This window comes from Albimonas donghaensis, assembly GCF_900106695.1.
GTDB lineage: Bacteria > Pseudomonadota > Alphaproteobacteria > Rhodobacterales > Rhodobacteraceae > Albimonas > Albimonas donghaensis.
On sequence record NZ_FNMZ01000001.1, the window covers coordinates 1,422,752 to 1,443,763 of the forward strand.

The 21,012-nt window shown below is 76.1% G+C and carries 14 protein-coding genes; all 14 read left to right on the forward strand.

The annotated features are described in order from the left end of the window. Positions 1-20 precede the first annotated feature (20 nt). A complete protein-coding gene (locus tag BLV24_RS05965; RefSeq protein ID WP_092680165.1) occupies positions 21-476 on the forward strand; it encodes a phage tail protein in 456 nt (151 codons plus the stop codon). A gap of 10 nt (positions 477-486) precedes the next feature. Then, positions 487-3,321, forward strand: a complete 2,835-nt coding sequence (locus BLV24_RS05970; RefSeq protein WP_092680166.1) for a hypothetical protein — start codon at positions 487-489, stop codon at positions 3,319-3,321. Positions 3,322-3,324: 3 nt separating this feature from the next. Continuing rightward, complete coding sequence (locus BLV24_RS05975) at positions 3,325-3,774, forward strand: phage tail protein (RefSeq protein ID WP_092680167.1); 450 nt, start codon at positions 3,325-3,327, stop codon at positions 3,772-3,774. Beyond that, entirely contained in the window at positions 3,774-4,472 is a 699-nt protein-coding gene (locus BLV24_RS05980; protein ID WP_092680168.1) for a CIS tube protein, read from the forward strand. Before BLV24_RS05975 ends, BLV24_RS05980 begins: the two co-directional genes overlap by 1 nt. 11 nt (positions 4,473-4,483) lie before the next feature. Then, positions 4,484-4,663, forward strand: coding sequence for a hypothetical protein (locus BLV24_RS05985; RefSeq protein ID WP_092680169.1), 180 nt, complete (start codon positions 4,484-4,486; stop codon positions 4,661-4,663). 57 nt (positions 4,664-4,720) lie between these two features. Beyond that, a complete protein-coding gene (locus BLV24_RS05990) occupies positions 4,721-5,803 on the forward strand; it encodes a phage late control D family protein (RefSeq protein ID WP_092680170.1) in 1,083 nt (360 codons plus the stop codon). Continuing rightward, positions 5,803-6,531 (forward strand): phage baseplate assembly protein V, encoded by a 729-nt coding sequence (locus BLV24_RS05995; protein WP_218133340.1) that lies wholly within the window; start codon positions 5,803-5,805, stop codon positions 6,529-6,531. Before BLV24_RS05990 ends, BLV24_RS05995 begins: the two co-directional genes overlap by 1 nt. Continuing rightward, the gene (locus BLV24_RS06000) at positions 6,525-8,555 is read left to right on the forward strand and encodes a hypothetical protein (RefSeq protein ID WP_143040229.1); all 2,031 of its coding nucleotides are present in this window, start codon (positions 6,525-6,527) and stop codon (positions 8,553-8,555) included. Before BLV24_RS05995 ends, BLV24_RS06000 begins: the two co-directional genes overlap by 7 nt. Continuing rightward, positions 8,552-8,944 (forward strand): GPW/gp25 family protein, encoded by a 393-nt coding sequence (locus tag BLV24_RS06005; protein ID WP_092680172.1) that lies wholly within the window; start codon positions 8,552-8,554, stop codon positions 8,942-8,944. Before BLV24_RS06000 ends, BLV24_RS06005 begins: the two co-directional genes overlap by 4 nt. A 14-nt stretch (positions 8,945-8,958) precedes the next feature. Continuing rightward, on the forward strand, positions 8,959-11,205 hold the full coding sequence (locus tag BLV24_RS06010) for a putative baseplate assembly protein (protein WP_092680173.1): 2,247 nt from the start codon (positions 8,959-8,961) through the stop codon (positions 11,203-11,205). Between the two features lie 374 nt (positions 11,206-11,579). After that, a complete protein-coding gene (locus BLV24_RS06015; protein WP_092680174.1) occupies positions 11,580-14,528 on the forward strand; it encodes a phage tail protein in 2,949 nt (982 codons plus the stop codon). Then, entirely contained in the window at positions 14,525-16,819 is a 2,295-nt protein-coding gene (locus BLV24_RS06020) for a hypothetical protein (protein ID WP_092680175.1), read from the forward strand. Before BLV24_RS06015 ends, BLV24_RS06020 begins: the two co-directional genes overlap by 4 nt. A 25-nt stretch (positions 16,820-16,844) precedes the next feature. Further along, a complete protein-coding gene (locus tag BLV24_RS06025) occupies positions 16,845-18,482 on the forward strand; it encodes a carboxypeptidase-like regulatory domain-containing protein (RefSeq protein WP_092680176.1) in 1,638 nt (545 codons plus the stop codon). A gap of 826 nt (positions 18,483-19,308) precedes the next feature. Further along, complete coding sequence (locus BLV24_RS06030) at positions 19,309-21,006, forward strand: hypothetical protein (protein ID WP_092680177.1); 1,698 nt, start codon at positions 19,309-19,311, stop codon at positions 21,004-21,006. The last annotated feature ends 6 nt before the right edge of the window (positions 21,007-21,012 follow it).

Sequence of the window (21,012 nt, forward strand, 5' to 3'; positions counted from 1 at the left end):
TCTGATCCAGGAGAACCATCATGGCCACCGAACGCGAAGGCATTCCCTACAGCCAGTTCAACTTCCAGGTCACCATCGGCGAGGACGGGCCGGAGCGCCCCCAGGCGGGGTTCCAGGAGATCTCGGGCCTGGGCATGGAGATCACCGTCGCCGAATACCGGGCCGGCAACGCCAATGACAACGCCCCGATCAAGGTGACGGGAACCTACAAGGTGCCCGACATCACGCTCAAGCGCGGGCTGATGGGCTATCTCGACCTCTACCGCTGGCTGGACGAGATCCGGAACGGCAATCAGACCGACCTGCGCACGGTCAAGATCGACCTGCTGTCGGAGGACCGCCAGACGGTCGCGATGTCGTGGAAACTGCTGAAGGCGCGGCCGATCAAGTACACGGGGCCGTCGCTGAACGGCAAGGGCACCGACGTGGCGGTGGAGGAGCTGGTGCTCGCCGCCCACCGCATCGAGATGGCCTGAGCCCGCCCCGATGCGCCCCCTGCCCCCCTTCCCCTCCGGCCGCCTGCCCGGCGTCTACGTGGAGACCGCCGCGATCCCGCCGGCGGACGCGCTGCCGCGCATGGACATCGCCGGCTTCGTGGGCTTCGCGGCCTCCGGCCCGCTCTCGGTCCCGGTGGCGGTGGAGGATCCTGGCCGGTTCCGGGAGATCTTCGGCCCGGACCTGGCGCTCGCCCGCGACGAGACGCGGGGGGAGACGCGGACCTCCCTGCTCGGCGGCGCGGTGGAGAGCTTCTTCGCCAATGGCGGGCGGCGGGCCTGGGTGCTGCGGGTGGCGGATGCGGAGCGGATCGCGACGCTGGCCTTCCCCGCGCCGGGAATGGAGACCGCGAACGGGGCGGGCGTGACGATCCCGGCGCGCGCGCCGGGGATGTGGCCGTCGGCGCTGGCCTGCGGCACGCGGCTGACCCGGACCCGGCTGGTCGCGACCGGGCCGCTGGCCCGGGTTCCCCTGCCGAACGGGCTCGTCGACTGGGCGCTGACCGTGGCCCCCGGCCCGGTCCCGCCGGTTCCGGGCGACCTGCTGGAACTGGGCTTTCGCCCCGACGGCCAGCCGGGGCTGGTGGCGCTGGCCGAAGTCACCGCCGCGGCGCCGGGGCCGGGGGGCGTCGCGCTGTCGGGCCGGGTGCTGCGCTTCCGCCGCCGGGCGCCGGAGGATCCCGGCACGCTGGGGGTGGAGAATCCGGGCCTTGCGCCGATCCCCACCTCGCAGGCGGCGCTCGCCGCCGGCCTGCCCGCGCCGCCCGACACCGTGAACCGCCTGCGCTTCGACCTGATCGCCTGGCGGGGCGAAGGCGTGGCGGCGCGGCTGGAGGGGCTGGCCTTCTCGCCGCTGCATCCCCGCTTCTGGGGGGCGCTGCCGGATGACGCGCGCCTCTTCGCCCCGCTCGACGGCGCGCCGCGCCCGAGCCTCGCCCCCGGCCGCGCCGCGCTGATCGCCGAGGCGACCGCCCCGCGCTTTCCCTTCGCCGCCGCGCCGGACGCGGGGCTGACCCTGCCCTGGGGCATGGCCACCGCGCCGGGGCGGGCGAGCGCCAACGGGCCGGAGATCCCCGCCGGCCCGCCGCTCGACCTCGACGGGCTGGCGGTGTTCGACGACCGCCTGTTCCTCGACCCCGATCTCGCCCGCGCCGACGCCGCGGTGCTGGCCGAGGCGATGGAGGCCAAGCGCTCCGCCTCGCTGGCCCTTCCCGGAACCTCGGCCGAGACGCCGCCCACCGGCCTGCACGCGCTGTCGGCGGCGCCCGAGGTGTCCATGGTCGCGATCCCCGACGCGGCGCATCGCGCCTGGACGCTGGAGCCGGCGGCGGAGCCCGCGCCGCTTATCGCCCCCCTGCTCGCGCCCCCCGCCGAGACGCCGGATCAATGGGGCCGCCACGCGCTGAGCTGGTCGCCCGCGCCCGGCGCGACCCGCTACCGGCTGGAGCGCGCCGCGGACGCGGATTTCGCCGCCCCGACCGTCACCCTGACCGAGGACCCCGAGGCCGCGCTGGCGCTCGACCCCGACTGCCCGACCGGGTTCGCCTTCCGGGTCCGGGCCGAGCGGGCCGGCGAGGTCGGGCCGTGGTCCAACACCCGCCTCGCCCAGCTTCCCCCCGACGCCTTCGCCGCCTGCGCGACGCCGGAGACCCCCGACACGCTGATCCTGGCGGAGGCCGCGCCGGGCTCTCCGCCCCGCCCCGGCCTCGCCTGGTCGCGGGAGGCCGACGCGCCGCGGCCGGGCGAGACGACGGACCTGCAATCCTCCGCCACGCCGACCTTCGAGGCGCCGGAGGACGAAGCTCTCCCCGCCCCCGACATCGACATGGACTGGACGCCGCCGCAGCCGCTGACCGCCGGCCGCTGGTTCCGGGTGCGGCTGACCCGCGACGGGGCGCATGGGCCGTGGTCCAACGCCGTGCGGCTGGCGCCCGAAACCCGCGCCGACTTCGCCATGGTCCCGGTCGACGCCCACGCCCCCGGCCCGCTGATCGCCATTCACCGCGCGCTGATCCGCTTTTGCGCCGCGCGCGCCGACGCGGTGGCGCTCCTGTCCCTGCCCCGCCATGCGCAGGCGGAGGCGGCGGAGGCGCATCTGGCCGCGCTCCTGCCGCTCACCGCGCCGGGCGATCCGGCGGGCGACCCGGCCGGGGCGCGGCGGGTGCCGGCCCTGTCCCATGCGGAGGAAGGCGCGCTGTCCTACGCCGCGCTCTTCCACCCCTGGATCGGCGTCGCCACGCCCGAGCGGCAGGGCTTTCTGCCCCCCGACGGCGCCGCCGCCGGCCTGCTCGCGCGGCGCGCCATCGCCGAGGGGGCGTGGATCTCGGCCGCCAACCAGCCCATCGCGGGGGGCGTCGCGCTGTCCCCACGCCTGCCCCGCCCCGACGCGGCCCGGCTCATCGACCTCCAGCTCAACCCGCTGGTGGCGGAGCCCGGCGGCTTCGTCATCCTCAACGCCGACACCCTGTCGCGGACCGAGGAGCTGCGCCCCCTGCCCGTGCGCCGGCTGATGATCCTCCTGCGCCGGCTCGCCCTGCGTGAGGCGCAGACCTACGTGTTCGAGCCCAATTCCGACGATTTCCGCGCCCTCGTCCGCCGTCGGTTCGAGCGCCTGCTGTCGCTGATCCACCAGCGCGGCGGACTGAAGGGCGCCACCCCCGCCGCCGCCTTCCGGGTGGAGACGGGCGCCTCCGTCAACTCCGCGACCGCCATCGACCAGGGCCGCTTCCTGGTGGAGCTGCGCGTCGCGCCGTCCCGCCCGTTCCGCCATCTCACCGTCCTCTTGCTCCAGACCGGACCGCAACAGGTCCAGGTCCGGGAGGCCTGATCCATGCTCGCCCCCTATTCCGCCTTCAACTTCAAGGTCCGCCTGCAACTGGACGGCGAAAGCCGGCCCTTGTGCGAGGGCGCGTTCTCCGAGGTTTCGGGGCTGGAGATGTCGATGGACGCCGAGACCATCCGCGAGGGCGGCGGCAATCTCCGCCAGATCCACCTCGCGGGGCCGGTCTCCTATGGCAATCTTACGCTCAAGCGCGGGATGACCGAAGGCCTCGACCTGTGGCGCTGGTTCCGCGAGGTGAACGCCCGCCGCGACCTGCGCGCCTCGGGCGAGATCGCGGTGCTGTCGGCGGACCGGGAGACGGAGACGCTGCGCTTCGCGCTCACCGGCTGCCTGCCGCTGAAGCTGAAGGCGCCGCCGCTCAACGCCACGGACGGGACCATCGCCATCGAGGAGATGCAGATCGCCTACGAGACCCTCGACATCGCGGAGGGCGCGTGATGCCGACCCCGACCACCCTGCTCAAGGCGCAGATGCAGCCGATCTCCTGGGACGACCAGGGCCAGGTCTCCGAGACGGGGGAGGCCATCGCCGTGCAGTTCAACCCCGAGAGCCTGAAGGTCGCCTATGCCAACAAGTCCGCGGGCGGCGACCAGCGCGGGGGATCCGCGGTGCAGTTCGTGGGCTCGGGCACCACCAAGCTGACGCTGGACCTGTGGTTCGACGTGACCGCCGCCGCCCCCGACCGCCCCGCCGACGACGCCGACGACGTGCGCCGGCTGACCGAGAAGGTGGTGAATTTCATCAAGCCCGAACCCTCGGACGAGGCCGACAAGTTCGTGCCGCCGGGCATGCGCTTCCTGTGGGGGACGTTCCTGTTCGAGGGCGTGGTGGAGTCGATCAACGAGAGCCTGGAGTTCTTCTCCGAGGCCGGCAAGCCGCTGCGCGCCAAGCTGGGCCTGTCCATCGCCAGCCAGGACATCCAGTTCGTCTTCGGCGCCCAGTCCGCCGACGGGGTGAACGCGGGGCCCGCGACGCCCGGCGCCCGTCCGGTGGCCTCGGCGCGGGAGGGCGACAGCGTCCAGCAGGCCGCGGCGCGCGAGGGCCGTCAGGACGACTGGCAGTCCATCGCCGACAACAACGACATCGACAATCCCCGCGCGCTGAGCCCCGGCCAGCCGCTCGACATGTCCAACTGAGGGGGCGCGCCATGCCCGTCATCATCAACGAATTCGAGATCGTGGCCGACGCCCCCGGCGCCGCCGCCGCGGGCGCCGCCGCTCCGCAGCAACCCGCGGAGCCGGCCCCGGCCGCCCCGACGAAACCCGCCGACATCTCCGAAACCCTCGGCCATCTGCGCGCCCGGGCCCGGCGCCTGCGCGCCACCTGAGCCGACCCGAACCCGCCCCGCCCCGCCCGCCGCGCCCCTGATCCGGAGCCCCGCCCGATGAACGACATGGCCGCCACGCCGCTGCACTATTCCGCCCGGCCCGCGCTGACCCTCGACGGGGCCCGGCGCGCGGGGCTGGAGCAGGGGCTGATCTCGCTCGCGGTGGAGGAGACCGCCGAGGGGCTCGCCCATGCGGAGCTGTGCTTCGGCAACTGGGGCGCGGCCCGCGGCTCGGTGGATTTCCTCTATTTCGACCGGGGCCTGCTGGAATTCGGCAAGGCCGTGGGGGTGGAGATCGGGGCGGGCGAGGCCGGCGGGGCCGTCTTCTCGGGCCGCATCACCGCGCTGGAGGGCCGCTTCCCCAAATCCCGCCCGCCCGAGATCATCGCGCTGGCCGAGGACCGCTTCCAGGACCTGCGCATGACCCGCCGGTCGCGGACCTTCGAGGACGCGGACCTCGCCGCCATCGCGCAGGCCATCGCCTCGGATCACGGGATGCGCGCGGATGTGGACGCCGAGGGGCCGAGCCTGCCGGTGGTCTCCCAGCTCAACCTCTCGGATCTCGCCTTCCTACGCGACCGGGCGCGGGAGGCCGGGGCCGAGGTCTGGGCGGAGGGCGACACGCTCCATGTCAAGGCCCGGGCCCGGCGGGGCGAGGACCCGGCGACGCTGACCTACGGGCGCAACCTTCAGGAACTGTCCGTCACCGCCGACGTGGCGGGCCAGTGCACCGCGCTCATCGTCTCGGGCTGGGACGTGGCGGCGCGCGAGGGCCTGACGGCGGAGGCGAGGACCGACGCGCTGGGAGCCGAGAACGGGGGCCAGTCCGGCGCGCAGGCGCTGGACGCGGCCTTCGGCCCCCGTCCCGACCAGGTGGCCCATACCCTGCCGATCACCCAGGTCGAGGCCGACGCCTTCGCCGCCGCCCGCTTCCGCGCCCGCGCCCGCCGCTTCGTGCAGGGCGAAGCCATCGCGGAGGGCGACGCCCGCTTGCGGGTCGGGCGCGGGGTCACGCTCAAGGGCTGCGGGCCGCTCTTCGACGGGGCCTACACGATCACCCGCGCGCGGCACGAATTCTCGCTCGAAACCGGCCTCCTGTCCCGCATCGGGATCGAGCGCCCCTGGATCGGGAGCGCCTGATGTTCTTCCCCCCGTTTTCCGGCATGTCCCAGCCGGCCGAGGACGAGCGGATCCCCGCCGGCCCCGGCGGCCTGTTCCACGGGGTCTATCCCGCGCAGGTCACCGACATCGCCGATCCGCTGGGCCAGGGCCGGGTGCGCATCAGGCTGCCCTGGTCGCCCGATATCGGCGACGGCGAGGGCTGGGAGGCCTGGGCCCGCATCGCCACGCTCTTCGCCGGGGGGGGCCGCGGGTCGTGGTTCATCCCCGACGTGGACGACGAGGTGCTGGTGGCCTTCGGCGCCGGCGACCCGCGCCATCCCTTCGTGATCGGCGGCCTGTGGAACGGCGTCGACGCCCCGCCCGAGGAGATGGACGGCGGCGGCGAGAACAACCTCAAGACCCTGAAATCGCGCAACGGCGTCACCGTGCGCTTCGACGACAGCTCCGGCGCCGAACTGCTGCACCTGGAGACGCCGGGCGGCCAGACCGTGACGCTGAAGGACGGGCCCGGGGCCATCGAGCTGGTCGATTCCAACGGCAACTCGGTGAAGCTGGAGACCGCGGGCGTCACCGTGGACTCGGGCGGCAAGGTCTCGGTCTCGGCCTCGGTGGTGGAGGTCTCGGCCTCCATGGTGAAGGTCGATGCGGGGATCTCGAAATTCTCCGGCACCGTGCAGGCCGACACGGTCATCACCAATTCGATCATCGCGGCGTCCTACACGCCGGGGGCGGGCAACATATGGTAGCCCACGCCCACCTGCACGAGGTCCGCTGGCTGGCCCCCCAGCCCATGTGGCGGCAGTCGCCCGCCGCCGCCAACGGCGCGCCCGCGCGCCCCGCGATCCTGCGCTTCGCCTCCGACGCCTTCATGGAGGAGCTGATCGCGGCGATGGAGACCCGGCCCGAGCAGCTTCCCGCATGGCTCGCCCGGCCCGAGACCTGGCGCGCCCCGATGCCGGGACCGGACGTGGCGGGGCTGGCGACGCAGGCGCCGGTGTCGGAGACACGGCGCCGCCTGACCCGCATCGCCCGCGGGCGGGGGGCGGGGGGCGCCCTGCCGGTTCCCGCCGCGCCCGACCCGGCGCCGGAGCCCCTGAAGCTTTATCAACCCGCGCAGGGGCGGTTCTACCTGGTGGCGGCGAGCCTGGTGTGCCAGCTCCCCGGCCTGCCCGACCGCGCCATCGAGCGTGGAAACCAGGAGAGCGCCGGTTGGCTGCTGCGCCGGCTGGTCCCCGCCGTCGCCGGGACAGTGCCGGACCCCGAGGACCCCGCCACCGCCGAATACGCCTGGACCGCCGCGCCCGGCGTGCAGGGCGGCTACGCCTGGACCCGCATCCCGACCGAGGCCGGCCGCGCCCGCATCCAGCCGGAGGAGGAGCGTCAGGCCCTGTTCCCCCTGACCTGGAAGGCCGGCGCGGGGGCCGAGACCGGGCGCGCCCGCCGGATGCTCGCCGGCATGATCCCGGTGGCCAAGCGCGAGGCCTATCTCGCCGCCCCGATGCGCGAGCCCGACGCGCCGCTGCCGGGATCGTCCACGCCCGTTGCCTCCGCCGACCCGGCCGACGACCCGCGCACGCTGCTGTTCCGGCAGGAGGTCATGGCGCCCTGGATCAACCTGCATGATTCCGCGCTGGTGCAGGCGCGCGCGCTGCTCGACGACACGTCCGCCGACGGCCGCCCCGCCGCCCGCGACCTGATGCGCCGCGCCCGCGCCCAGGCGCAGACCGCCGGCTGGTTCCTGCTGCTGGATCTCGCGACCTTCCTTCAGACGCACATGCCCCGGGTCTGGGACGCGCTGACCGGCGGCGCGCCCGCCCCCGCGCTCACCGCCGCCGAGACCGCCCTGCGCGACGCGCTCGCCGACACGCGGATGACCGACGAACTGGTCGACGCGCTGGGCGACGCCCATGGCGGCCACGACATCCCCCAGACCCTGCCCGAGGCGCTGGAGGCCATCACCGCCCCCGGCGTGGCCGAGGCGCTGGAGGCCGCGCAGATCGAGCTGGACCTGACCCTCGCCGCGGGAACCGACGGCTGGCCGGGCTTCCTGTGGATGCCCGCCCATCCCGCGGTGGCGATGGATTTCAGCCCGCTGGGCTCGCCCTCCGCCGCGCCGCTGCTGGCCGGCCCCTACCCGCCGCTGGACTTCGACGCGGAAAGCTCCATCGAGGCGCTGGCCGCCCTCGTCGCCGCCGCCCTGCCCGCGACCCCCGCGGCGCCCTTGCCGGAGCTGTCTCCGCCCCCCGCCGGGGTCAATGCGGGAGAGGACGCCTGGTATGTCATCCGCTGCGCCTATGAACGCCCCAACTGCCAGGGCTTCGCGCGTCCGGCGATCTCGCGCCCCTCCGCGCCGTTCCGGATGGCGAGCTTCTTCGACGCCGACGCGCCGACCCGCCCCATCCGCATCCCCATGCCGCTCGACATCTCTCCCGGCGCGCTGCGGCGCTACAAGAAGGGGGCGGGCTTCGTGCTGTCGGACATGTTCTGCGGACAGATGGGCGCGATGCGCAAGCTGACCTTCGTGGACCTGGTGCTGTCGGTCCTGCCCTGGCCCTTCCACAAGGACCTGCCCACGCCCTCCCCCGCGCCCTGCGCCGACGGCGGCTCGAACCCGTTCGGGCTGTTCATCTCGATCTCCATCCCCATCGTCACGATCTGCGCCTTCGTGCTGATGATCATCATGGTCACCCTGTTCGACCTGATCTTCCGCTGGCTGCCCTGGCTGATCGTGGCCTTCCCCATTCCCGGCCTGAGGGGCAAGAAGCCATGACCGCCACCGGACGCGCGCTGGGCCGCGGGATCGCCTTCCCGCCCCGCATCGACGAAGAGGGCCGCATGGCCTGGTCGGAGGGCGTGGAGAACATCCGCGAGTCGATCCGCATCATCCTGACCACCGAGCGGCTGGAGCGCGTCATGCTTCCCGCCTTCGGGGCCGGGCTGAAGCGGTTCCTGTTCCGCCCCGACACCGCCGCCACCCACCGCCTGATCGAGGAGGCCATCGCCCAGACGCTCAAGCGCTGGGAACGCCGGATCGAGGTCGAGAGCGTGCGCGTCGAAACCGATCCGCGCGCGCCGCAGGCGGTGCTCGCCACCCTCCGCTATCGCCTCGTGCGCGACGGCAGCCGCGAAGAGATGCGGCTCGGCGTCCAGCTCGGCTGACAGGAGCGTTCCCCATGCCCCTCCCCGATCCCGTCCTCGATCCGCGCGGCTACCGCGAGATCCTCAACGAGACGATCCGCCGGATCCCGGCGCACAACCCCGAATGGACCAACCATTCGGACAGCGATCCGGGCATCACCCTGCTGCAGCTTTTCGCCTTCATGGCGGAAAGCGTGATCTACCGCGCCAACCGCATCCCCGAGCGCAACCGGCTGAAATTCCTCCGCCTGCTGGGGGTGACCCTGCGCCCGGCTTCCTCCGCCCGCGGGCTGGTCGCCTTCTCCCGACCCGCCGGGCCGCTGGAGGCCGCGACGCTTTCGGGCGGCGTCGCGCTGACCGCCGCGCGCATCCCCTTCCGCACCGAGGCCGGGCTCGACGTGCTGCCGATCGAGGCGGGGGTCTTCTACAAGCGCCGCCTGACCGGGGACGAGCGCGACGCGGCGGAGGAGACCTGGGCCGATCTCTACGCCTCCTTCCAGTCGCCGCCGGGGGATGTGACGAGCCTCGATTTCTATGAAACGCGGGAGATGACGGCCCCCAGGGCCGGGGTCACGCTGGACGCGCTCGACGTCTCGGGCGGGACGGTGGACGGGCTGTGGCTGGCGCTGTTCGCCCGGCGCGGAGAGGATCCCGACGACGCCCGCCGGGCGCTGGAGGGCAAGACCCTGTCGCTCGGCCTGCTGCCGGCGCTGGACCTCGACGCCCGCGTGATCGAGCCCGACCGCGCCCTGCGCGACGAGACCCGCGAGGCGCTGGTGTTCGAGATGCCCAATCCCGACGCCCCCGCCGGGTCCGGCCCCGCCTATCGCCGGATCCCCGCCGCCGCCGACGCCGACCCGCTGACCCATCCGGCGGTGATCGAGCTGACGCTGGGCGACGCCGACACCCTGCGCACATGGGAGGCGCTGGAGCCGCTCGAAGCCGGCTCCGGCGACTATCCCCCGCCGCTGGATGACGAGGCGCGGGCGGCGCGGCTGATCACCTGGATCCGGGTGCGCCTGCCCGCCGATGCCTCCGGCGCCGGCGGCCAGCCCGCCTTCCGCGCCTCATGGCTGGGGATCAACGCCGCCGCGGTCACCCAGCGCGCCCGCGTGACCGCCGAACTGCTCGCCCCCGGCGACGGAGAGCCCGACCAGGCCGCGACGCTCGCCAACACGCCCGTCATCCCCGACAGCCTGCGCCTGACGGTGAATGGCGAGGTCTGGTCGCGCATCGACGACCTCGCCGCCGCGCCGCCCGAGGGGGGCGGAACCTCCGCCGCCGCCCTTGTCGCCGGCCCGACCGACCCCGCGCCCTACGCGCCGCCGGCGGAGGCCGCGGCGAAGGTCTTCACGCTCGACCCCGAAAGCGGGGAGATCCGCTTCGGAACCGGCCTCGCCGGCGCCCGCCCGCCCCGCGGCGCGGTGATCCTCGCGGCCTATGACCATGGCGGCGGGCCGGAGGGGCGGGTGGGGATCGGCGCGATCTCCAGGGGGGAGCTGCCTTCGGGGGTCAAGGTCTCCAACCCCGCGCCCACCTGGGGCGGCGCGGCCGGAGAGACCGTGGCCCAGGCCGAGGCCCGCATCCCCGGTTTCCTCGCCCATCGCGACCGGCTGGTGACCGAGCCCGACTTCCGCGCCATCGCCGAGGCGACGCCGGGGGTGGATATCGGGCGGGTGGAGATCCTGCCCCTGCTGCATCCCGACCAGCCGACCGATGCCGCGCCGGGCGTGGTGACGGTGCTGGTGATCCCCGCCGACGATCCCCGCAATCCGCGGGCGCCGAAACCCGACCGGCTGTTTCTGGACGCGGTGGTGCGCCATCTGTGCCCGCGCCGGCTGGTGACGACGGAACTGCATGTGCTCGGCCCGGATTACGTGGACGTGATGGTTTCGGTCGCCGTGGACGTGGCGCCGGGCCGGGCCCGCGCCCCGGTGCGCGAAGCGGTGAAGGCGGCGATCGAGACCTTCCTCTCGCCCCTGACCGGGGGGCATGACGGCGGCGGCTGGCCGCTGGGCCGGGCCGTGGACGCGGCCGAGCTGCTGGTGGTCGCCGCCCGTGTCGAGGGGGTGCAGCGGGTCGGCGGGCTGCTGCTGGGCGACGCTGCGGGCCCGCGGGCGACGCCGCTGACGCTGGGCCCGCTGCAGCTCCCCCGCCTCGCCGCCTTCTCCGCGGCGACGGAGGGCGACCCGACCCCGCTCGACGCGCTGACCGGAACCGCGCCCTCGGGCGTGGCCGGCCCGAACGCGACCCCGATCCCCGTCGTGCCGGACCTGTGCTGATGCCCCAAGCCCTCGCTCCCTGCCCGCCTCAGCACGCGCCCGCCCCCGCGCCTTCCGCATGGCCCGGCCCTGCGCGCGCAGGGGCCGCCTCCTGCGCCGCGTTCTCCGCCGCGACGCCTGACGCCCCCGCCCCCCGGTCCCCGCGCGGGCGCCGAAGGGGCGGGCCGCCGCACCCAGATCCTCGTCCCGCCCGACGCCGCGGGCGCCGCTTGCCCGCAGACCGGCCCGGGCGCGCGCGCTTCGGCCCGGGAGCCCGCGCATCCGGCCGGATCCTCGCGCGCGGCGTCTCTCGCTCTCCGGATTCGTCGACGACGCCGGTCTTTCCCTCCCGCCCCGCGGCCCGCGCCGCGGCGGCCGTCCGCTGAGGTCCCGCCATGGACGCCAACGGAACCCGCTTCTCCCTGCGCTACGGCGCCGCCGATTGGGCCGAGCCGCTGGCCGCGCCCGGCAGCCGCGACGTGGCCTTCGACGCCCGCGACGGCGCCGTGGCGCTGGCCGAGGTCGCCCGCCTGATCCCCGTCCCCGACAGCGCCGCCGCCCTGACCGAGGCCGAACGCCGCGGCGCCGACCGCGACCGCTTCGGGTCCTGGTACTGGATCGACGCCGACCGCCGCCGCATCCGCATCGCCCGCGGAACCGCCCCGGCCGCCGATTTCTGGAGCGTCGACCAGCTCGACGCCCCCGCCTGCCCGCCGGAAGAGGCCGACGCGGACGACCTCTTCGCCCCCGCTCTCCCCCCGACGCCCGCGCATGGCGACATGCGCCTGTCCGGTCTCTGCGTCACCACCGGCGACTATCTCGCGGTCGGCACGCTGCGCCCGGCGGGGCTGCTGGTCTTCGACCTCCACGGCTCCGGCCCGCCCTTCCACCGGACCTGGCCGGAGGAGGCCCGGTTCCGCCCCTTCGACTTCGAGGCCACGCCGGACGGCGGCCTGGTGATCCTGGAACGCGCGCTCGACCTCGACCCGCCTGACCCTGATGCCGACCCCGACCCCGGCCCCCGCCACCGCCGGCTCGACGCCCGCTTCCGCCCGGTCCCCACCGGCGCCGACCTGACCCTGGCCCCCGAGGCGCAGGCCCTGTTCCGCGTCCCCGGCGCGCCCCCGGAGACCCGCCCCGAGCTGACCTTCCCCGAGGCCTGGCCCGCCGATCTCGGCTCCCCCGCCCCGGTGCTCGCCCCCCGCGCCATCTGCGCGCTGCCCGACGGCGGGGTGCTGGTGCTCGACACGCCGCAGAGCGGCCCGTCCTCCATCGCCCGTTTCGACGGGGATCAGCCGCGGGGCGAGGTGGTTCTGGACGCCGCCCTGCTGGCCTTCATGCTGGGCGAGGGCGCGGCGATCCGGGCCCATGACATGGCCTTCCTGCCCGATCCCGACCAGCCTCCGGGGCCGGAGTTCGCCGGAGACCTGGCGGTCGCCTCCGAGACCGGCGACCAGGCCTTTCGCTTCCGGCTGACCGGGGACGCGGACGGGTTCGCGCTGGCATTGCTGCCCGACCACCTGCCGCTGCGCCGCTTCGCGGGCCGGGGGATCGTGGCGGCGGCGGGGCGCGCGCATTACGACCTGGACGAGCGCTGGCTGCCCATCGCCGCCCGCCCCCAGCGCCGCCACCGCGCGGACGGGGTCGTGGCCGGGCTGATCTTCGACGGGCGCGCTCCGGGCTGCGTCTGGCACCGGCTGGTCTTCGACGGCCGCCTGCCCGAGGGCGCCTCGCTGACCGTCGAGAGCCGCGCCGCCGACGACCCCGCGACGCTGGCCGACGCCGAATGGCGGACCGAGCCCGCCCCGATCCGCCGCGGCGGCGGGCCGGAGACCCCGCCCCGCCTGCCCTTCGGCCCGGACGGAACCGTCCTGCCCGCCACCTGCGGCGGCTCTCCCGACCGGGCCGGCACGTTCGAGACCCTGTTCCAGGCCGCCGCCGGCCGCTGGCTGGAACTGCGCCTGACGCTGGCGGGGGGCGGGCGCGTGTCGCCGCGCATCCAGGCGCTGCGGGTGCATTACCCGCGCTTCTCCTACCTGGAGCGCTACCTGCCCGACGCTTATCGCGAGGACCCCGTCTCCGCCGCCTTCCTCGACCGGTTCCTGGCCAATCCCGAGGGCATGTTCACCACGCTGGAGGACCGGGTGGCCGCGGCCGAGACCCTGTTCGACACCCGCACCGCCGCGCCCGGTCACCTGGACTGGCTCGCCGGCTGGCTGGGCGCGACGCTGGACCCGGACTGGGAGGACTGGCGCCGGCGGCTGTTCATCGACAACGCCGAGCTGCTGTTCCGCTGGCGGGGCACCGTGCCGGGCCTGCGGGCGCTGCTGTCGGTGGCGGTGGACGACTGCCCGGATCTCGACGCGCTCGCCGCCCTGCGGGCCGGGCGCCCGGCGCTGGACGACCGGCCGGGGCGGGAGATCCGGGTGGTGGAATCCTTCCTCCTGCGCCGCTTCGGCGGGGTCGAGCTGGGCGATCCGGGCGGAGAGACCGCGGCCCCCGGCCTCGCCTTCGCCGCCGAGGGCGCGCCCTACGCCCCCGAACAGGGCGCGGGCCCGCTGCATGACGCCTGGCGGGATTACGTGACCGGCCTCCACGCCCCCGATCCCGCACCGGCCTCCGACGAGGCGCGGGAGGCGGAGACCCTTGCCGCCGTCGCCGCCGCCTGGGGGCGGCCGCTGAATTCGCTCTCCGCGCTCGCCCTGTCGCCGGTGGTCCCGGCCTCGGCCGGGGAGGCCGCCGACTGGCGCGCCTTCCTCGCCGGGCCGGTGGGCTTCGTCCACGCCGCGGTCGCGCAATCCGACGCCCCGGCCTGGCGCGGGTTCCTGGAACGTCGCTACGGCGCCGTCTCCCGGCTCAACGCCGCCTGGCAGCGGCTGGGAGACGCCGCCTTCCCCGGCTTCGCCGCCATCCCCCTGCCCGCCGAAGGCGACTATCCCGCCGCCGGCGCGCGGCTGGAGGACTGGCTGGGCTTCGTCACCTCCGCCCTGCCCATCGCGCGGGCGGCGCACCGGTTCTCGGTGCTGGTCCCCGCCGCGCCGGGCGAGCCCCCCTCCGCCCGGTCCCTGAAGGTCGAGCGGGTGCGCGCGCTGGTGGCGCGCGAAAAGCCCGCCCACGCCGCCTTCGACGTCCGCCCGTTCTGGGCGCTGTTCCGGGTCGGGGACGCCCGGCTCGGCATCGACACCACGCTGGGCGAAAGCGCCCGCTTCGCCGCCATCGAACTCGGCCGCTCCGCGCTGGCCGAAGGCAATCTCGCCTGGGGCCTGCCCTGGACCGCGCCCGATCGTCGGGTGGTGGGACGGGACGCGCCCGGGCCGACGACAACCGGGGAGACGAGACCATGAGCTGCGGCTGCACCGCCTGCCAGGAGGCGCTGACCCTGGATCCGTGGAAGCGGGTCCGCTACGCCCACGGCCTTGTGCTGGGGGTCGAGGAATTCCTCCAGGAGGAGCTTCGGTTCCTCGACGCCGAGCGGCGCGCCAACCGCGCGCTGCACGGCTACGGCGCGGTCTGCGGGCTGGACGTCCAGGTCCGCGACAGCGCATCGGGGCCGGAGATCTTCGTGTCCCCCGGCCTCGCCATCGACCCCAGGGGCCGCTGGATCCGGGTGCCCGACGCCCGCTGCGCCCCGATCAACGAATGGCTGCGCCGCAATCCCGACGCGGTCCCGGCCGAGGACGGCTCCCCTCCCGCGCCGCTGACGCTCGCGCTGCGGCTGTGCTACCGGGAATGCGACACCGATCTGGTGCCGATCCCCGGCGGCGCCTGCCGCACCGAGGACGAGGCCATGGCCCCGTCCCGGATCGCGGAGAGCTTCGCGCTCGATCTCGGCCTCGACGCCCCCGACCAGACGGAACTTGAGGCCGTGCGCGCCTTCGCCTTCCTGGTCAACCGGCTGGACCCGGTGGAGGACGCCTCGCCCGCCCCGACCCTGACGCTGGCCGAGTTCGAGGCGATGGTGCGGGCGCTGGCCCCGCTGGGCTCGCCCCCCGGATCGCCTCCTGGCAGCCCGCCCGCGTCGCCCCCCGCCTCCCCCCCCGGATCGCCCGCCGGTTCGCCCGCCGGATCGCCCGCCGACATGACCCTCGAAGTCCCGGCGGAGGAACTCACCGCCTGGCTGCGCGCGGCCTTCCGCATCTGGGTCACGGAGGTCCGCCCGGCGCTTCTGCCCAACGGCGCGAACTGCGCCGGCGGGACGCCGGAGGAGGACTGCATCCTGCTCGGCCATCTCACCTTCCCCACCGCGCAGGGCGCCGCCGGCCCGGTGGTGGACGGCGCGGCCGAGGCGGTGGAGCTGAACGAGGACGGCCGCCCGGTGCTGGTCCACACCCAGCTGCTGCAGGAGATCGTGACCGGCGGCGGCGTCTTCGGGGCCGAGGGCACCGTGGTCCTGCCCGCGCCCGAGCCGACGGTGACCGACCATGGCGCGCTCACCGGGCTGGGCGACGACGACCACCTGCACTACCTCGCGGTGCTGCCGCGCGAACCCGCCGCGACCGACGACCGCCTGCTGCGCGATCTTTCGGGCGGCGGAACCGCCACCCTTTCCGACATCCGCGCCGCCACCGCCCCGGGCGAGGCGATGCCCCATGGCCAGGGCGCGGGCGGAGACCTGTCGGGAACCTACCCCGCCCCCACCGTGACCGGGCTGCGCGGGCTCGCCCTGCCGACGCCGAACCAGGGCCAGGTGGGCCGCTATCTGCGCCTGACCAGCGGCGCGACGGGCCTGCGCTGGGACCTCGCCGCGCCGACGGTCTCGGGCCCGCAGGAATACGACCAGGAAGAGGACCTCACCCGCGTTCTGGCGATCAGCTGGGTTCACAACGCCTTCCATGACTTCGCCTTCGACCTCGACGGCAAGGTGGTGCGCGGGCTTGCGCTGGCCTTCGGGCGGGACACGGTCGGCGACACCGCCGTCAACATCGGCGTGACCCAGACGCCGAACGGGCCGATCATGACCGGGGGCTCGCTCGACGCCTCCTCGTTCAAGCTTTTCGTGGAACGGCCGATGGATCTTCCCGGCGGTCTCGTGCAGCGGCTGCGGATGCCGCCGGTGGACCTGATCCCGATCGAGCCCGACGTGGCCCCGGGGGCGACCCTGTTCTCCAGCGGGCGGGCGGCGGCGGACGGGAAGAGCGCGGCGGCGGGCGCGCTGATGGTGTTCCCCGACGACGCGCTTCTCCAGATGCTGAACGCCCGCTTCGAGATCGAGCTGCTGGGCGAACATGTGCTGGACGAGGACGGCCGGGCCATCGACGCGGAGTTCCTGCGCGCCCGCCTGCCCTCGGGCGACCGGCCCGACGGCGCGGATCGCGGCGTGCAGGGCGGCCACCTGATGAGCTGGCTGACCCCGCGCGTCGACGGGATCGACGGCGACGGGCCGGGCTTCCTCGCCGCCGACAGGCGGACCGGCGGCGACGGGGGCGGCAAGGTCGCCTTCGCGCGCGCCACCGTGGCGGACCTGGTGGAGGCCGCCGACATCCCCGAACGCACCGCGATGAACATCATCAACGCCCGCAACGCCGGAAAGGTGTCCGCGGCGGGCGAAGCGGAGGCGCTGCGCGCGATCCCGAAAGTGGGCCCGGCGGTGATCCGCCGGCTGACCAAGTCCGACCGCATCGCCTTCGACGCCTGAGCCGGGACCGACAGGGGAGCCCGCCATGACCTACCGACTGGAAGAGCCGATCCTCGAAGACGGCGTCCGCTTCGTGAACTTCTTCGAAGGGCGCATCCTGACCGGCCGCGACCTGACCGACGAACAGGCCGCCGACCGCGCCCAGCGGCTGCGGCTGGGCCGGGCCGTGGGGGCCGGCGTGATCTCGGGGCTGGAGGTGACGCGGGACGCGGCCCCGGATGGGGGCGGGGCAGCGGGCGGCGGCGCGGGAGGCGCGGCGGCGCCCGTGGTCTCGGTCGCCCCCGGCCTCGCCGTCACCGCGGAGGGCGAGGCGCTGGAGCTGCGCTCGTCGCGAACCGTGGCGCTCGCCCGCGCGGCGGAGGCGGCGGACGCGGCCTCCGACGACCTGTTCGGCCCCTGCGCGGGGCAGGCGCCGGGATCGGCGCTGCCGGCGGGGGTGGGGCTCTATCTGCTGACCCTCGGCCCGGCCTCGGGCTTTCAGGAAGAAGCGCCGATGGCGGGGATCGGGGCGGCGGAGGCGGGCGTGGGAACCGGCTGCGGCAAGCGCTACGCCACCCGCGGCGTGGCCTTCCGGCTGATCCGGGTGGACCAGGCGCTGGCGGCGGGGGGCGGGGCGCTGGCCGCCGAGATCGCCGGGCTGATGACCCGAACCGACCTGCCCGGCCGCTCGCGGCTGCGCAACCTCGCGGCCAACGCCCTGCACGGGACCGGCGCGCGGGACGGCTTCGCCCGCGATCCCTTCGCCACCCTCGCGGCGGGCGGCGGCTCGTCCTGGGCGGCGCGGGGGCTGCTGGACGCGCTGCGGGAAGGGGACGCGCCCCTGCTCGCCCCCTGCGAGGTCCCGCTGGCGCTGATCCACTGGACGCTGGCCGGCATCGGCTTCGTCGACGCCCCCGCGGCCCGGCTGCGGCCCGGCGCGGACCCGCTGGCCCAGCCCTGGCCGCTGGTTCACGCCGCGCGGGCGGAGGCGCAGTCCGAGGCCCTGCGCGCCCAGTTCCAGGCCCAGCACGCCTGGCTGACCGCCGCCCTGCCCGCCAACGCCTTCCAGTCGGCGCTGCGCGACTACCGCTTCCTGCCCGCCACCGGGCTGGTGCCGAGCTTCGGCGCCGACAGCTTCTTCCAGGGCATACCGACCGAGGGCCCGACGACGATCCCCGCCGCCCGCATGCTGGCGGTGCTGGAGGCCGGCCGCGCCTGCCCCGCCATCGACCTCATGGCCGACCCGCGCCCCGCGATCCGCCTGATCCGGGTGGAGGGAACCGAGGGCTGGTATCTGTTCGCCGACGCCCGCCTGCCGCTGGCGGAGGCCCAGGCCGCGCGCATCGCGGCGCTGGAGGACGCGGTCTCGGCCCTGCAGGAGGCGCTGGCGGCGCCGGCCACGGTGCGGGGCGGCGCGCGCTACCGCCCCAATTACGCCGCCGCGCTGATCGACGCGCCGATCGGCGGGCTGACCATCCTCGCGCTGGACGCGGCGGGGAACGAGGCCGGCCGGACCGTGACCGAGCCGACCGGCGCCTACGAGATGAAGCTGCCGCCGGGGGTCTACCGGCTGACGACCCTGAGCGGGCCGAACTCGCCGCAGCATTTCGGGGTGGTGCTGGAGCCGGGCGACCAGCGCCGGCTCGACTTCATCTTTCTCCAGCCGCCGCAGGAGATCCGGTGACCGCCCTCGCCGCCCCTTGCGCCCCGCCTCGGCCCGGGGCCGCGCGCCGACCGTCGCGCCAGTCGCCCCGGAGCGCCCGCGCGGCGCTGAGCCGGGGCGCGCGCGGCGCCGTCGCGGGGCGGAGCCGTCGCGCGGTCCCGCCGCCGTCGCGCCGGCGGGCGCCGGGGGCGGAGCGGGCCGGCGCCGGACGCGAAACCGGAACCGAGGATCGGAAGATGGCGCGCGCCCGCCGCGCCCGGCCCGCGCCGAGGCGCGCTCCCCCGCAAGGCCCCCCGATCGGTCGGGAGGGCCGCGGCGCCCCCGCCGTGACGCGGCGAGGCGCGGATCTTCGGACCGCCTCCCCAACGCCCTCCCTCCGCCCCAGTCCGCGCCCCCGACGGCCCGGACGACCTGCGCGTGTAAGGGCGCGGCCCGCGAAAAGCCCCGGCGGCATCGCTCCCCCCCATGCGAGCGCACGCGTCTTGACCGCCGCGCCGCCCGCCCCTTCGGCAGCACGCTCCTGGCGTGCGGCGCCTCCCGCCGCCGGTCTTCCGGTCGCCCCCCGTCGCGCCGCGGACACCGGCCCGGACCTGCCGCCCCGTGAACAGCGGCCCCGTGAACAGCGACCCCGTGAACAGCCGCGCCCCGGCTGCATGCGCCCGTCCCGCCTTGGCGCCCTCCCCGCCCCCTCGCGCAGGCCCGGAGCCGGGGCGCGCCCATCGTCGCCCGCCGCGCCGGCGCACGCGGGCCCCGAGACCCCGGCGACACCGCCTGTGCGGGCGCCTCTGCGGCGGCCTCGTCCTCTGCGCGGCTCGATCCTCCCCTCCGCCCCACCGGAGGCGCCGCGATGACCTCCGCCCTTTCGATCCGCCTCGCCCGTGCGCATGGCGCCATCGGTCCCGCCGCCGCCCGGCGCCTGCGCGGCCGGCTGGAGGCCTGCGACGCCGAGGCGCCCGGCGCGCCCTCCGAGATCCTGATCCTGCGGCGGCTCGTCGATCCCGCCCCCGGCGGCCTCGTGCCCGGCGCGGCGGGGGCGCGCGCGGGGGAGGCGGCCGGCAGGGCCCGGTGGCGACGGGCGCTCGAAGCCTCGCTGGAGCGCGCCCGGGCGCGCGCCGCCCGGCCCGCGCAAGGTCCCGTGCCGCCGGGCGCCGAGGCGGTGCGCTTCGCCGACGCCGCCGAGGCGCTGGCCTGCCTGATCGAGGACGCCGCCGCCGGCCGCGCCGCCCTGCGCTGGTGGTGGCGGGCCTGGCCGCCCGAGGCGCCCGGCGGCGACGTCATGCCGGCGCGCCCTGCATCGCCCGGCGCGACGCTGCCCGGCCGGACCGGCGGCGGCGCCGGGCGGGGGTGGGGGGGCGCCGGAGCGGGGACGCGCATCGCCCGCTGGCTCGCCGCCGATCCGGGCCGGGCGGCCGCGGCCATCGCGGTGCTGTGGGCGCGCGGGCGGGCGGCGGCGGCGCTGGCCCCGCTGGGGCCGCGGGACGCGCTGGCGCTCGCGGTCCAACTGGGCGCGCCCGCCGCGCCCGAAACCTCTCCGGCCCCGAGCCGACCGCCCCCTGCCGCCGCCCCGGACCCGCGCCGCGGGCATGGCGCGCCGTCCCGCTCCGCCTCGCCCTCCATCCCCGGAGACGACCCGCCCGGCGCCGTCGCCTGGCTGATCGCCGTCGCCCGCGCCCGACACGCCGTGCCCGCGGCGCAGGGCGAGGCGCTGGCCGCCCGCGCCGCCATGCTGCTCGTCCCGGGATCCGGCGTCGGCCCCGCGCGCGGTCCCGCGCCCGACGCCGAGTCCGGCCCGACCCCGCATCCGGCCCCGGACCCGGCGGGGGAGGTCCGCTCCACCCCGCGCGTCGGGGGCCCTCTTCCCGACGCCGGGGCCGGGGCGGATGCCGGGCCCGCGCGCCCTGCCGCCGGCCGGCCGCGCCCGGACCCGGCTGACATCCCCACCCCCGCGCCCAAGACCGAGCCCGACACCGACCCACCCGCCGCGGCGCGCATCCCGCCCGACCCGGCGGCCGATCCGGTCCCGGAAACCGGCCTCGAAACCAGCCGCGCCGGCGCCCTCTTCCTGCTGCATCTGTTCGAGCGCCCGGACCTCGCCCCCGCATTGCCCGAAGCCGCCCGCGCCGCGCCCTGGACCGCCGCCGCGCGTCTGGCCGCGGCGCTGCATCCCGACCCGTCGCCCCCCGGCGCCCCGGACCCGCTCGCCGCCCTGATGGAGGCGCTCGACGGCCCCTCCGACGCGGCCCCCGGCGGCGCCTCACGGGACCCGGCGGAGGCCGGCCGCCTCCGCGCCGCGCTCGACCGCGCGCTGGACCCGATCCTGCCCGACCTGCGCGCGCGCCTGGCCGCGGCCATGGGCGTCGCGCCCGAAACCGCTGGCCCCCGGCTGGTTGCGCGGCGCGGCCGGGTCTTCGTCACCGCCATGCATGTCGACCTGACCCTGGCGCTCCGCGACGCCGACGCAGGCGTCCGGCGGGCGGGGCTCGACCTCGATCCCGGCTGGCGTCCGAGTCTCGGACGCATCCTCGCCTTCCACTATCGCGACTGAAGGAGC

What these genes read in the sequence shown, in the direction of transcription:
- BLV24_RS05965 (WP_092680165.1), top strand. Translation starts at nt 21, where the DNA reads ATGGCCACCGAACGCGAAGGCATTCCCTACAGCCAGTTCAACTTCCAG.
- BLV24_RS05970 (WP_092680166.1), top strand. Translation starts at nt 487, where the DNA reads ATGCGCCCCCTGCCCCCCTTCCCCTCCGGCCGCCTGCCCGGCGTCTAC.
- BLV24_RS05975 (WP_092680167.1), top strand. Translation starts at nt 3,325, where the DNA reads ATGCTCGCCCCCTATTCCGCCTTCAACTTCAAGGTCCGCCTGCAACTG.
- BLV24_RS05980 (WP_092680168.1), top strand. Translation starts at nt 3,774, where the DNA reads ATGCCGACCCCGACCACCCTGCTCAAGGCGCAGATGCAGCCGATCTCC.
- BLV24_RS05985 (WP_092680169.1), top strand. Translation starts at nt 4,484, where the DNA reads ATGCCCGTCATCATCAACGAATTCGAGATCGTGGCCGACGCCCCCGGC.
- BLV24_RS05990 (WP_092680170.1), top strand. Translation starts at nt 4,721, where the DNA reads ATGAACGACATGGCCGCCACGCCGCTGCACTATTCCGCCCGGCCCGCG.
- BLV24_RS05995 (WP_218133340.1), top strand. Translation starts at nt 5,803, where the DNA reads ATGTTCTTCCCCCCGTTTTCCGGCATGTCCCAGCCGGCCGAGGACGAG.
- BLV24_RS06000 (WP_143040229.1), top strand. Translation starts at nt 6,525, where the DNA reads ATGGTAGCCCACGCCCACCTGCACGAGGTCCGCTGGCTGGCCCCCCAG.
- BLV24_RS06005 (WP_092680172.1), top strand. Translation starts at nt 8,552, where the DNA reads ATGACCGCCACCGGACGCGCGCTGGGCCGCGGGATCGCCTTCCCGCCC.
- BLV24_RS06010 (WP_092680173.1), top strand. Translation starts at nt 8,959, where the DNA reads ATGCCCCTCCCCGATCCCGTCCTCGATCCGCGCGGCTACCGCGAGATC.
- BLV24_RS06015 (WP_092680174.1), top strand. Translation starts at nt 11,580, where the DNA reads ATGGACGCCAACGGAACCCGCTTCTCCCTGCGCTACGGCGCCGCCGAT.
- BLV24_RS06020 (WP_092680175.1), top strand. Translation starts at nt 14,525, where the DNA reads ATGAGCTGCGGCTGCACCGCCTGCCAGGAGGCGCTGACCCTGGATCCG.
- BLV24_RS06025 (WP_092680176.1), top strand. Translation starts at nt 16,845, where the DNA reads ATGACCTACCGACTGGAAGAGCCGATCCTCGAAGACGGCGTCCGCTTC.
- BLV24_RS06030 (WP_092680177.1), top strand. Translation starts at nt 19,309, where the DNA reads ATGACCTCCGCCCTTTCGATCCGCCTCGCCCGTGCGCATGGCGCCATC.